Here is a 13,739-nt window from a genome sequence, read left to right on the forward strand (position 1 = left end):
CCTTCCTTTTGGATCAATCCAAGATATCTAGATACACTTTTTTGCCGTGGTGGCTGCCTGCTGCTGAATAAACAATCGTACGGATCGCTTTTGCCACACGACCTTGCTTTCCGATCACTTTTCCCATATCCTCCGCGTTTACTGATAACTGATAAACCACTCGTTGAGATTGCTCTTCAGCTACCACCTTGACGTCATCTGGGTAATCGACTAACGGCTTTACAATTGTTTCAATCAGCTGCTTCATGTCCACCCCTCCAAATTACTTGCTGTATTTAGCGTTATGGAATTTTTCCATGATACCTTGTTCTGAGAACAAGTTACGCACTGTGTCAGAAGGCTTCGCGCCATCTTGCAACCATTTCAAAGCCAATGCTTCATCAATGTTTACTGTTGCTGGTTTTGTTAGTGGATTATAAGTACCCACTGTTTCGATTTGACGGCCGTCACGTGGTGCACGTGCATCAGCTACTACAATACGATAAAAAGGAGATTTCTTAGCTCCCATACGTTTTAGACGAATTTTAACTGCCATTATTATCTACACCTCCGAATAGTTTCACACAAGATAGTATATTACCAAGGTTTTATTTGTTTGTAAAGTGTTTTTTCTTAACACCTTAAAATTTATTTAAAAAACGAATCAAAACCTGGCATTTTCCCCTTCTTTTTGCCCTTCTGTTGCATGTTAGTCATTTGCTTGACCATTTTCTTCATTTCTTCAAATTGCTTTAGTAGTCGATTGACCTCTTGAATAGACGTACCAGATCCTACCGCAATTCGTTTTTTACGACTCGCATTGATGATATCCGGATTTTCACGTTCAGCACGTGTCATGGAATAAATGACCGCTTCTACACGACCCATTTGACTTTCATCTACTTTCGCACTGTCGAGTCCTTTAATCTTGTTGGCACCAGGCATCATTTTCAAAATCTCATCTAATGGCCCCATTTTCTTCACTTGCTGCATTTGATCAAGGAAATCTTCTAGCGTAAAGCTTTGCGTACGTAGTTTTTTCTCTAGCTCTTTCGCTTTCTCTTCATCAACATTTTCCTGAGCTTTCTCGATTAACGACATGACATCACCCATACCGAGAATTCTTGAAGCCATACGCTCTGGATGGAATGGTTCAAGCGCATCCATTTTTTCACCCATACCGACAAACTTAATAGGCTTTTCGGTAACTGAACGAATCGATAGCGCCGCACCACCACGTGTATCACCATCTAGTTTCGTCAAGATTACACCTGTGATACCGATAGTTTCATTAAAGTTCTTCGCGACGTTCACAGCGTCTTGACCGGTCATCGCATCGACTACGAGGAATACTTCATCCGGCTTCGTCAATTCACGGATATCCTTCAATTCTTGCATCAGCACTTCATCAACATGTAAACGACCCGCGGTATCAATGATTACCACGTCATTATGCTCACGTTCAGCCTCTTCCATCGCGCGACGTGCAATTTCTACTGGTGACTGGTCTGTTCCCATAGAAAATACAGGAATCGTGATTTGCTTCCCTAATGTTTCTAATTGCTGAATGGCTGCCGGACGATAAATATCCGCTGCCACAAGCAAAGGTTTTTTATTGTGTTTTTTACGTAGTACTGTAGCTAATTTTCCGGTAGTTGTCGTTTTACCAGCACCTTGTAAACCTACCATCATAATGACTGTTGGTGATTTTCGGGCAAATTGAATCGGATTTTGTTCACCACCCATTAAGTTGGTCAATTCATCTTTAACGATTTTTACAACTTGCTGACCTGGCGTTAGGCTTTTCATAACATCTTGACCAATCGAGCGTTCGCTGACGGTCTTGATAAACTCTTTTACGACTTTTAAGTTAACATCCGCTTCAATAAGCGCAAAGCGTACTTCACGCATCATTTCTTTTACGTCTGCTTCATTGATTTTCCCTTTGCCTGTAATTTTGTTTAACGTTCCTTGCAGGCGTTCGGCTAAACCTTCAAAGGCCATAGACAATCTCTCCTATTCAAAATCTTTCAAGGTATGCAGAAGTTCCTGAACTTGAGCGAAAGAAGGGTCGTTTGTCGGCAAAATTTGCTGCAATTTTTCCACGACCTCGAGACGGTTCTCATGCTTTTCAAATAGATTGAGTTTTTTCTCATAGTCTTCTAACATCGCTTCTGTTCTTTTCACATTATCATACACTGCCTGTCTCGACACGCTATATTGCTCCGCGATTTCACCGAGAGAAAGGTCATCTAAATAATATAATTGCATATATAATCGCTGTTTATCCGTTAACAATGATTGATAAAAATCAAAGAGGAAGTTTACCCTTGTCGTTTTTTCAAGCATGATTACAACCTCCCCTCCCCATAAATTCATACTACCCTTCGTACTCTTACCTGTCAAGTAGTTTTACTTGTCTTCTTCTGTATCCTCTTCATCCTGATCTTCCATCTCAAGACCGTCAGCAAATAAGCCATAAACATATTTTTCCGGATCAAATGGCTGTAAGTCGTCCACTCCTTCACCTAAACCTACGAACTTCACTGGAATATCTAACTTGCTACGGATTGCTAGGACAATACCGCCCTTCGCAGTTCCATCTAGCTTCGTCAAGACAATCCCCGTAACATTCGTAGCTTCATTGAACGTTTGCGCTTGAATCAACGCATTCTGTCCAGTCGTGGCGTCTAAAGCTAGGAGTACTTCATGAGGTGCGCCTTCAATTTCACGACCAATAATACGATGTACTTTTTCCAGTTCGTTCATCAGGTTGACTTTGTTTTGCAAACGACCTGCAGTATCACAAATCAGCACATCGACGTTACGTTTTTTCGCTGCTTTTACCGCATCGAAAATGACTGCTGCCGGGTCTGATCCTTCTGCTTGTCGTATGACTTCTACTCCTGTGCGCTCCCCCCAAACAACGAGCTGATCGATTGCTCCTGCTCGGAATGTATCGCCCGCAGCTAACATGACAGTTTTCCCTTCTTTTTGTAAGCGTGACGCCATTTTACCAATAGTCGTCGTTTTACCTACACCATTGACTCCCACCATTAAAATGACATTCAAACGGCCTTCTTCGATATTTAATTCATTAGATGCTTGTTCTCCAGAATTATAAATCTCCACCAGTTTTTCAGAGATTAATGTTTGCATACCTGTTGTATCTTTAATGTTTTTACGCTTCACTTCATCTTTCAATAAATCAATCAATTCCATGACTGTGTCGAAACCAACATCAGCTTGTAAAAGAACTTCTTCCAACTCTTCAAAGAACTCTTCGTCAACAACTCGGAATCGGGAAACTAAATCATTTACTTTGGAAGTGAATGATTCACGTGTTTTAGTCAAACCATCTTTAAATTTCTCTGTAACCGCTTCGTTTGTTCCTGTAATTTTTTCTTTCAACTTTTTAAAAAAAGACATCTGTTCCACTCCTTAGCTAGTTGCTTCTTCTGTTACTTCAGAAAGTTTGACCGATAGCAGTTTGGATACACCAGACTCTTGCATCGTGACTCCATACAGTACGTCAGCGCCCTCCATCGTTCCTTTACGATGAGTGATAACGATGAACTGCGTCCGATCAGAAACCTTCTTCAAATAATTACTATATCTCACAACGTTCGCTTCATCCAGCGCTGCTTCTACTTCATCCAAAATACAAAACGGAACCGGACGGACTTCTAATATAGAAAACAGCAACGATATAACAGTTAATGCACGTTCTCCACCAGATAATAAGCGTAAGTTCTGTAATTTCTTACCTGGGGGTCTAGCAACAATATCAATTCCAGTTGTAAGCAAATTAGATGGATCCGTCAAAAGTAAATCCGCTTCCCCTCCACCGCACATATCTCGGAACACTCGATGGAAGTGACTACGAATCGCTTCAAATGTTGTTTCGAATCGACTCTTCATTTCTTGATCCATTTCCGACATAGCTTCTTGTAACGTATTTCTCGCTTCTACGAGATCATTACGCTGTGTACTTAAAAACGTATGTCGTTCAGAAACTTCTTCAAATTCTTGAATTGCATGTGGATTAACAGGTCCTAGTTCTGCTAACTGCCGTTTATATTGCTCGACAGCTTTGCGTAGCTGCGGAACATCAATTTCCTCTGTTAGATAAACGGAGTCCGGGTATAAGCCGTATTCGTCATCTAAACGCTTCGTTACTGCTTCGAATTGTGTTTCAAGTCTCGACAATTGAACGCGTACTGCATTCAATCGTTCTGTGATCGAAAGGACCTCTAGACGAAGTTGCTTCAACTGTTGTTCATGCTGATGAACGATTTCGACATGTTGTAAACGTTTTGTTCTACTTTGTGAAATCGCCTCTTCCAATTGTTGTTTCACCGCTTGCGATTGTTTCATATTGCGATCAATTTCCTCGGGTGAGAGCTCTTTACCGACTACTTGATCCTCGACGTATTGCTGTTCTTCTTGTAAACGCGTGATTGAAAGTACCAACTCGTCTATAGAGTTGGTTGTTTCTTCAATAGCATTCACATGGTAGGTATTTTGTTCCTTTAATACCGCACTATTTTGCTGTAATCCAGATAACTTTTGTTGTAACGTATCTTGTTCTTCACGGCGGTTCTCGACTAAACGTTCCAAACTTTCCAACGTGTCCAGAATTTCGCTTAACTCCCGTTTAGTCGTCACATGACGGCTATATAGAAATTCCTTTTTCTCAGTCAGTTCCTTTTCAGCAGACGCTGTATCTGTGCGACCAATTTCAATAGTCGATATTTCCATTTTAACAGAACGAATTTCCATCTCTGTTTCTTGCAATGATGAGTGGATTATCGATTTCTTTTGTTGTAATTCTTCCATTTTTTGTTGCCATTGATCACGTTGATGTAATCCAATACCCACTTTTTCACGTGTCTTTGCTAGTTGCTCGTTCGCTTGCCGAATGGAGTCTTCCATCTGCCGTAAATGGCCCGTAATCGTTTCTAGTTCCGCTTTACGTGAGAAAAGAGTTGACTGCCCTTTAGCTCCACCACCTGTTAACGAACCACCCGTGTTGATTATGTCTCCATCTAACGTAACAATTCGATAGCGATGACCGATGGTTTTCGCTAGGACAGAAGCTTCCTTTAGATTGCTTGCAACAATCGTTTGCCCTAATAAATTTTTAGCAACCGCTTCATACGTAGCAGATGTTTGGATTAAATCGAATGCTGTGCCAATAAAGCCTGGCTGACGGTCAATCAATTGTCTACTAGTCATTGGCAATTCGCGAGGTTTCAAAATATCTAGCGGCAAGAAGGTTGCGCGTCCGAAATTTTTCGATTTCAAATATCCGATTGCTGTTCTCGCGTCTCGCTCTGTTGCAGTAATGATATGTTGCATCGCGCCACCAAGCGCTGTCTCGATTGCCTTTGTATACTTCGGCTCCGTAGTGATCAACTCTACTACCGCACCTTCAATGCCTTGAAGGCGTTGCCTCGCATGTAACACTTCTTTGACACCCGAATAAAAGCCTGAGAAATCTTTCTCTAAACTTTCAAGCGCACGGATTCTCCCTTGCATCTCCGATTGCTTACGCAAAGCTTGCTGTAGAAATTGCTGTTGCGTGGAAAGTCTTTGTTCCGCATTTTTCAATTCAGAAACACATGTTGCAACTGACTTTTCCACATCATTAATTTGTTGTTGGACAGCCGATTCTTGTTGTTTTTTCTCTCGTTGTTCTTTAATCAGTTGTTCCATGCTTTCTAAAAGTAAAGCTGTTTGAATTGTAATTTTTTCTGTTGAAGACTTTTCTCCTAGCAATCGTTCTTCAACATGCTTTACTTCGCTTCGCAACGTCGCTTCTTCATTCAGTTTTTCAATATATACTGATTTCAAGTGCTCAATTTGCTGTTCCGTTTCTTTCACAGAACTACTGAGCATGCCCGTTACTTGTTTGATTTCACTTGAAGTATGCAATAACTCTTTTTTTACTGTTTGTTGCTTCGCTTGCAACGCTCGTAACTTGTCTTCAGCCGCTTGCTTTAAATTTTCTGCCGACTGTAATTCTTCTTGAATACGTGTTAACTGTTGGGTTGTATTACGGCTCTTTTCAATGGATAACAGTCGTCTACCTTCCCACTTTTCCGCTTCGGATGTACTGTTGACAAGCTCATTTTGCAAATCATCCAGATGCGATTCTATTTGTCTAAGCGCGATTTTATCGTTTTCCAGTGCATTCTCCTGGTCAGTTAGCCGAGCATCCAACTTCAACTTTTTGTCTTCATCGGCAGTGACTACCGTGGTTTTCTCAAGGATCTGTTGTCGGAACATAAACGCATCATGATGAAGTAAACGCACATCTGCTTCTCGCAATTCCGATTGCAATTTAGCAGCTTGACGCGCTGTAGATGCTTCCTTTTCTAACGGTGCCAGACGGTCGTCAATCTCTTTCAAAATATCCAAGACTCGATCTAAATTATCCGTAGTTTCAAAAAGCTTATGTTCAGCTTGTAACTTATGCGTTTTATATTTCAACACACCAGCCGCTTCATCGAATACATTTCTTCGTTCTTCCGCACGGCTATTCAAAATCTCATCCACTCTACCTTGCGAAATAATAGAAAACGCTTCTTTCCCTAAACCCGAATCCATAAACATCGATGTAATATCTTTTAACCGACAAGGCTGACCATTCAATAAATAAGCACTTTCTCCCGATCGAAATACACGTCGACTAACACTAATTTCCGTATAATCTAGAGGAAAAAGACTTTGTGTATTATCTAAAATAAGTGTGACTTCTGCAAAATTAACAGCCTTCCGCGAATCACTACCTGCGAAAATAACATCTTCCATTTTACTACCACGAAGTGATTTTGCGGATTGTTCTCCTAGCACCCAACGAATCGCGTCAATAATATTGCTTTTCCCGCTGCCATTCGGTCCGACAATCGCAGTCACACCTGGCACAAAGTCGATAAGAATTTTCTCAGCGAAAGACTTAAAACCTGTAATCTCTAGCCTTTTCAGAAACACTATTAGCTCTCCCCTTCAGTTGTCTGCGATTGTAACTGTTCGATCGCTCGACGCGCAGCTTCCTGTTCGGCTTCTTTTTTAGACTTTCCAATTCCCTTACCGAGTGGCTGATCATTGAGATTAACTACGGTAACAAACTTTTTCGCATGTGCAGGACCTTTTTCCTCAACCACTACATATTGAAGAGGTCCATTATTTTTTTGTTGCACTAATTCTTGCAAACGACTTTTATAATCTGTCACATGCGAAAAAGCACCGACACTGATTTTCGGAAAAACGATTCGGTTTAGAAACTCTTCGACTACTTCCATCCCTTGATCAAGATAGAGCGCACCTATATAAGCTTCAAACACATCTGCAAGTAGTGCTGGACGCATTCTTCCGCCTGTTAGTTCTTCTCCCTTACCTAATAAAATATAGTTACCAAAGTTCAATTCGTTGGAAAACTTTACTAGAGATGGTTCACAAACAATTGCTGCTCTAAGCTTCGTTAGCTCTCCTTCGCTTTTTGAAGGTTCTGTTCGGAATAGAAATTTGGACACGCCGAGTTCTAATACGGCATCTCCTAAAAATTCTAGTCTTTCATTATCCGAAAACTTCTTCCGTCGATGTTCATTGACATAAGAAGAATGTGTGAACGCATTGAACAATAAATTCTCATCATGAAATTCCACACCTAATTGGTTCTGGAGAACTTTAAACTTCTCACGAACAGGATGGGGCAATGTAGGATGGGATGATTTTTCTTTAATAGGTCTTTTATTTTTCATAAATTATTCTGCCTCTCATCTATAATCTGTCTAACATTGCATAGTAAAGCGAAAAGAGACGCTTTCTTCCTTTCAGATGAAAGGAGAAAGTGTCTCACCGAAAAGGTTATTCGCCAACTTTTTCTGTAATGTATGTTACTGCATCTCCGACAGTTGCAATTTTCTCTGCATCGTCATCAGAAATTTCTGTTTCGAACTCATCTTCAAATTCCATAACAAGCTCTACTACATCTAGTGAATCAGCTCCCAAATCCTCACGGAAAGAAGCTTCAGGTTTTACTTCGCTCTCATCGACACCAAGACGGTCGACAACTACTTTAGTTACACGCTCAAGTACTGTTGACAACATAGTCACCTCCTCTCAAGGCTACAAGCCATTTCGGCTTCTACTGAATTATAGATGTTTCACTCCTCATTGTGCAACCTTAGATTGACACTTGTTCAGAAGAAATTTGTTTACATCACCATGCCGCCATCTACATTAATCGTTTGACCAGTAATATATTTCGCTTCATCAGATAGAAGAAACGCTACAGTACCTGCGATATCTTCCGCACTCCCCAGAGTACCTAAAGGAATAGTAGCCAGTAATTGTTCTTTCATCTCTGCACCGAGTTCATCCGTCATATCCGTCGTGATAAAACCTGGAGCGACAGCATTCACTAAAATATTACGTGCAGCTAATTCTTTCGCAGTTGTTTTCGTCAAGCCGATCACGCCCGCTTTTGCCGCTACATAGTTCGCTTGTCCAGGGTTTCCAACTACACCAACTACTGAAGCTAAGTTGACAATTCTACCTGAACGTTGACGCATCATTTGACGAGTGACCGCTTTCGTACAAAGGAAAACACCTTTTAGATTAATGGACAATACATCATCCCATTCATCTTCTTTCATACGCATCAATAGGTTATCACGAGTGATCCCCGCGTTATTGATAAGAAAATCGATTGCGCCAAATTGTTTGATTGTTTCATCCATCATAGCTTTTACTTGATCGGCATCGGAGACATTGGCTTGAAATACAAATGCTTCGCCGCCAGCTGCCTGGATTTCTTCAACAACTTCTTCTGCTTTCGCTTGGCTACCGCTGTAATTGACAACGACCTTAGCGCCTTCCGATGCCAGTCGTAGCGCTACAGAGCGTCCAATCCCTCTAGAAGCGCCCGTTACTACCGCTGTTTTCCCATCAAATCTTCCCATCATGACCACTCCTTCGCTTCTTCTAGAAACTTCTGCAACGACTCTTCATCATACACTGGATAAACGGTAGCTGTGCGATCAATTTTACGAATAAGTCCACTCAATACTTTTCCAGGACCACATTCAACAAAACGTGTCACGCCAAGTTCCAGAAGCTTTTCTACAGACTCTTCCCAACGTACTGGTGAGTAAAGCTGTTCGACAAGCAATTTTTTAATTTCTTGCTGTTCTGTCACAACGTCTGCTGTGACGTTCGCAATTACTGGGATTTCTGCGTCTTTCATCTCAATACCCGCTAACGTCTTTTCGAGTTCAGCTGCAGCTGGTTGCATTAAGACGGAGTGGAATGGACCGCTAACATTTAAAGGAAGAGCGCGTTTTGCACCAGCCTCTTTTAGCGCAATACACGCTTTATCGACTCCTGCTTTTGCTCCAGAGATAACAATTTGTCCCGGGCAATTTAAGTTAGCTGGTTGAACTGGATCACCAGACTCGGTAATGTTTTGTGTAATCGACTCGAGTACATCCCGATCCATACCTAAAATAGCAGCCATCGCACCTTTTCCAGCAGGTACAGCTTCATTCATGTAGAGACCTCTTTTATGAACCGCTACGACCGCATCTTCGAATGTAAGTACTTTCGATTCTACTAACGCCGTATATTCTCCAAGACTATGTCCTGCTGAATAATCAGGTGTGATGCCTTCTCGCTCTAATCTCGCAGCAATCATAGCTCCAACCGTCAACAACGCTGGCTGTGCATTGTATGTCAATGTTAGCTCGTCTTGAGGACCTTCCAGCATTAACTTACTAAGCTCAAAACCGAGCGCTTCATCCGCCTGTTGCATAAACTGTTTAGACGCCTCGTCCTTTTCTGTGAATTCCTTACCCATCCCTACTGCTTGTGAGCCTTGTCCCGGGAAAACAAATGCTAGTTTACTCAAGATTCCTCTTCCTCTCTAATGGTTTCTTTGATCGTTTCACATACACGATATTGTACCATGGTTCTCGCTTGACGAACGGCATTGAAAAGAGCATTGGCGTTTGAAGAACCATGCGCTTTGATGACTGGATGATTCAATCCAAATAAACCAGCGCCACCATACTCCGAGTAATCCATTTTTTTCTTTAAGCCTTTTAAATCTTCTTTCAATAGACCTGCAGCAATTTTTGTTTTCAAGGAGGACATAAATACGTCCTTGATCATTGTGAATACGTTAAGTGCAGTACCTTCAATCGTTTTTAAAACCATGTTTCCAGTAAAACCATCCGTTACTACTACATCCGCGACTCCGTTTAACAAATCACGAGATTCAACATTACCGATAAAGTGAACAGGAGCCGCTTGTAACTCTTCATAAGCAGCCTTAGTCAATTCATTTCCTTTACCTTCTTCGGTGCCGATATTCAACAAACCCACGCGCGGCTTCTCGATTCCGCGTACTTTTTCAGCATAAACACTACCCATGACAGCAAACTGTGCCAATTGGGCAGGCTTGCTGTCTGAATTTGCGCCAACATCTAAGAGTACAAATCCACTTCCATCAATTGTTGGTAAAGTGGGCGCTAGTGCTGGTCTCTGAATACCTTCCAAGCGACCGACGATAAACAGACCTGCAGACATCAAGGCTCCAGTGTTTCCAGCTGATACGCAAGCGTGCGCCTCCCCATCTTTCACTGCTTGTGCCATGCGAACCATTGAAGCATCTTTCTTCTTGCGGATTGCTCGTACTGGTTCGTCGTCTGGTTCAATAACTTCTGAACAATGAATGACTTGCAAGCGGGGGTGCGACTCCAAATAGGGAGCCATTTTCTCTTCATCACCGAATATATGTATTGTGACGTCATCAAATGCATGCAGACTTTGTAATGCGCCTTTTATAATCTCTCCAGGTGCATTGTCTCCACCCATTGCGTCTACTGCAATAATCATACATACTACCTACCTTTTTTTGTAGTGCGGTACATCAAAAACTCTCCAGAAAAAACGGTTACATTTTCCACTTTAGAGATGACATCAACTACCGTACTTTTATTTTTTAACGTCTCTTGTCGAACGACTGCACGTGCGACCACACGATCACCTGCTCGAACCGGCTTCTCAAAATGAAGTGTAGAACGAACAGTCAAAGCCAAATCATCGTCCAAAACTGCTACAGCAAGCGAATTGGCTTGGGCGAATAAATGATGCCCTCGTGCAATTCCATTACGCATAAATACATGATCACTCGTTACATCAAATATTGATAACGCTTTATCGTCAAGTTCTACTTCAATGATTTCACCAAAAATTTCTTCAGTCTGTAGCGATTTTACTGTTTTCTGCATATGCTGTGAAGCCACTGATTTAAGCCGCTCTCTTAGTTCAGGAATGCGACACTCCAGCCGGTCAAGTCTGACTGTTTGAACGCTCACTGAAAAATGAGCAGCAATGTCTTCATCCGTTAAAAAAGGATCCTCTTCAAGTAAGTTAATCAGTAATCGCTGCCTCTCCTTCTTAGGAGTTTTCATTTGCTACACCCCTTCAGATTAGCACTTGGTCATAACACTTAGTATATAAAGAGCTAAAACAGATTGCAAGAGGTTCACTAAATTCCTAGCAGAGCAACTAGAAATCTATTTAATCAATTCTTTTTTCAGTTAACGCTCCAGACTGTTCAAGACGTTGGCGAAGAGCCGCATACTCGTCATCTTGCCAAAATTGCTTGGAATTCAATAAACGTTCTGCGTCATCACGTGCAGTCGTCAATGCTTTAATATCATGCACTAAGTCCGCTACTTTAAATTCTGGCATCCCACTTTGTCGCTTGCCAAAAATATCTCCCGCTCCACGAAGTTCTAAATCTTTTTCAGCTAGAATAAACCCATCATTCGTTTCAGTCATAGACTGCATACGCATTTTTCCTTCCTCAGACTTCGGATCAGCAAGCAATACACAGTAGGATTGTTCAGATCCACGACCGACTCGTCCGCGCAATTGATGCAATTGTGCTAATCCGAATCTTGTCGCATCATAAATTAACATGAATGTTGCGTTTGGTACATTCACCCCAACTTCAACAACAGTTGTAGAGACTAAAATATGTAATTCTCCTTCACTGAATGCACGCATCACTTGGTCTTTTTCGGCGGAATGTAAGCGACCATGCATCAATCCTACTGAATAACGACCGGCAAAATAATTGCTAAGTTCCGCGTGAACTTCCACTGCATTTTGTACATCAAGCGTATCCGACTCTTCGATTAACGGACAAATAACATATGCCTGCCGACCCGCGCGTAATTCTTTCTCCATTTTCTGTAATACCGGAAAAACAGATTCTTCTTTTAGCCAATGTGTTTCGATCTCTTTTCGTCCTGCTGGTAATTCATCAAGTATCGAAACATCCATTTCACCAAAAACGGTAATCGCGAGCGTACGTGGAATAGGGGTCGCTGTCATGAATAGAACGTCAGGGCTCAGTCCTTTATCACGTAACACGCGGCGCTGCTCCACGCCAAACCTATGCTGTTCATCTGTTACGACGAAACCAAGCTTGTGAAATTGTACCTCAGGTTGAATGAGCGCATGTGTACCAATCAGTATGTCAATATCGCCTTGCTCCAACTTTTCAAGCAGCTCTCTACGCGCTTTCGCTTTTGTCGATCCAGCCAAAAATGCGACTGTTACACCAAAAGGCTCAAACCAGTCTGCCAGAAGTTCCGCATGTTGCTCAGCTAAAATCTCCGTAGGTGCCATCAATGCTCCTTGGAAACCTGCCGTCACCGCTGCATACAATGCTGTTGCCGCCACTGCAGTCTTACCAGAACCGACGTCACCTTGCAATAGGCGGTTCATTCGAAGGGGGGCTTTTAATTCGGCGCAAAGTTCATTTACGACTCTTTTTTGTGCATTAGTCAATTCAAACGGCAAAGAAGCAATAAACTTTTTCAGTAATTCTAAATCATATTGAATAATCACACCATGCTCTTGCTCTTTACGAATTTTCTTCATCCCTTGAATCTTTAGTTGGAAGAGTAATAATTCTTCATACACGAAGCGTCGTCTAGCTTGTTTGACGTCCTCTAGTTTCGTTGGAAAATGAATCATTTCCAGCGCAGCCCCCACAGTCGGAAGTCTATACTCATCCAACATAGCAATAGGGAGTGTCTCAAGGATTGTTCCCAATGTTACATCGAGCGCATTGCGCATATAACGTCTGAACGTTTTTTGATGCATGATGCCTTTTAAGCTATAAACAGGCTCAAAGTCTACCTGCTCTCCTGTATGTAAACGATTGACAGTAATCGCTTGTCGCCCCCTATCCCATGTTCCAGAAACATTGATCTGCATGCCTGGTACTAAGCGATCCTTTAAATAATGTTGATTAAAAAATACCGCTTTCACTAAATGATGACCGACTAATAAACGCACTTGTAGGCGCGAACGATTTTTCCCCGAATAAAACACAGCTGGTTCCGATTCCACACGTCCTTCGACAGTGACGCGTTCATTATGGGGTGTTTCCGTCAAATCTCTCATTCTGAAGTCTTCGTGTCGATAAGGGAATGTATAAAGCAAGTCTTCAATCGTTAAAATGCCTAATTTCTCAAACTGTTCGGTAGTCGCTTTACCAATACCTTTCACTGTTCCAACGCTATTTCGCAGAATATTTCCCAACTAAAACTCCTCCTTCCTTATCTACTATAGAAAACGAATGTTCTTCTTTTTAGTTTACCACGAAAAAGTTGGAAAATAAAAACGTTGCCCCTTTTTAAAAAGGACAACGAAGATTATTCGGGGAGTGGTTC

General features: G+C 41.8%; 13 protein-coding genes. All 13 read right to left on the bottom strand.

Features of this window, described 5'->3' with window-relative positions:
* Window positions 1–13 precede the first annotated feature (13 nt).
* The 13 genes from ORD22_RS00490 to recG all read right to left on the bottom strand — a co-directional run bounded on the left by ORD22_RS00490 (window position 14) and on the right by recG (window position 13,608).
* On the bottom strand, window positions 14–247 hold the full coding sequence (locus ORD22_RS00490; RefSeq protein ID WP_099638043.1) for a KH domain-containing protein: 234 nt from the start codon (window positions 245–247) through the stop codon (window positions 14–16).
* A 15-nt stretch (window positions 248–262) separates the two neighbouring features.
* On the bottom strand, window positions 263–535 hold the full coding sequence (gene rpsP / locus ORD22_RS00495) for a 30S ribosomal protein S16 (RefSeq protein ID WP_099687138.1): 273 nt from the start codon (window positions 533–535) through the stop codon (window positions 263–265).
* A gap of 92 nt (window positions 536–627) precedes the next feature.
* Window positions 628–1,983 (bottom strand): signal recognition particle protein, encoded by a 1,356-nt coding sequence (ffh, locus tag ORD22_RS00500; protein WP_317643880.1) that lies wholly within the window; start codon window positions 1,981–1,983, stop codon window positions 628–630.
* Window positions 1,984–1,995: 12 nt separating this feature from the next.
* Window positions 1,996–2,328, bottom strand: coding sequence for a putative DNA-binding protein (locus ORD22_RS00505; RefSeq protein WP_317643881.1), 333 nt, complete (start codon window positions 2,326–2,328; stop codon window positions 1,996–1,998).
* Between the two features lie 63 nt (window positions 2,329–2,391).
* The gene (ftsY, locus tag ORD22_RS00510) at window positions 2,392–3,408 is read right to left on the bottom strand and encodes a signal recognition particle-docking protein FtsY (RefSeq protein WP_317643882.1); all 1,017 of its coding nucleotides are present in this window, start codon (window positions 3,406–3,408) and stop codon (window positions 2,392–2,394) included.
* Window positions 3,409–3,420: 12 nt separating this feature from the next.
* The gene (smc, locus tag ORD22_RS00515) at window positions 3,421–6,975 is read right to left on the bottom strand and encodes a chromosome segregation protein SMC (RefSeq protein WP_317643883.1); all 3,555 of its coding nucleotides are present in this window, start codon (window positions 6,973–6,975) and stop codon (window positions 3,421–3,423) included.
* 2 nt (window positions 6,976–6,977) lie between these two features.
* Window positions 6,978–7,745 carry a ribonuclease III gene (gene rnc / locus ORD22_RS00520; protein ID WP_317643884.1) on the bottom strand — a complete coding sequence of 256 codons (768 nt, stop codon included), beginning with the start codon at window positions 7,743–7,745 and terminating at the stop codon, window positions 6,978–6,980.
* Between the two features lie 106 nt (window positions 7,746–7,851).
* Entirely contained in the window at window positions 7,852–8,091 is a 240-nt protein-coding gene (locus ORD22_RS00525; RefSeq protein WP_029052326.1) for an acyl carrier protein, read from the bottom strand.
* A 110-nt stretch (window positions 8,092–8,201) separates the two neighbouring features.
* Window positions 8,202–8,948, bottom strand: coding sequence for a 3-oxoacyl-[acyl-carrier-protein] reductase (gene fabG, locus ORD22_RS00530; protein WP_317643885.1), 747 nt, complete (start codon window positions 8,946–8,948; stop codon window positions 8,202–8,204).
* Window positions 8,948–9,892 (bottom strand): ACP S-malonyltransferase, encoded by a 945-nt coding sequence (fabD, locus tag ORD22_RS00535; RefSeq protein ID WP_317643886.1) that lies wholly within the window; start codon window positions 9,890–9,892, stop codon window positions 8,948–8,950. Before fabD ends, fabG begins: the two co-directional genes overlap by 1 nt.
* Window positions 9,889–10,881 (bottom strand): phosphate acyltransferase PlsX, encoded by a 993-nt coding sequence (gene plsX / locus ORD22_RS00540; RefSeq protein WP_317643887.1) that lies wholly within the window; start codon window positions 10,879–10,881, stop codon window positions 9,889–9,891. The genes fabD and plsX overlap by 4 nt, the downstream gene beginning before the upstream one ends.
* A gap of 5 nt (window positions 10,882–10,886) precedes the next feature.
* Window positions 10,887–11,459, bottom strand: a complete 573-nt coding sequence (gene fapR / locus ORD22_RS00545) for a transcription factor FapR (protein WP_317643888.1) — start codon at window positions 11,457–11,459, stop codon at window positions 10,887–10,889.
* Between the two features lie 109 nt (window positions 11,460–11,568).
* Entirely contained in the window at window positions 11,569–13,608 is a 2,040-nt protein-coding gene (recG, locus tag ORD22_RS00550) for an ATP-dependent DNA helicase RecG (protein WP_317643889.1), read from the bottom strand.
* Window positions 13,609–13,739 lie beyond the last annotated feature (131 nt).

It is taken from the genome of Sporosarcina sp. GW1-11 (genome assembly GCF_033088395.1).
In the GTDB taxonomy this organism is placed as follows: domain Bacteria; phylum Bacillota; class Bacilli; order Bacillales_A; family Planococcaceae; genus Sporosarcina.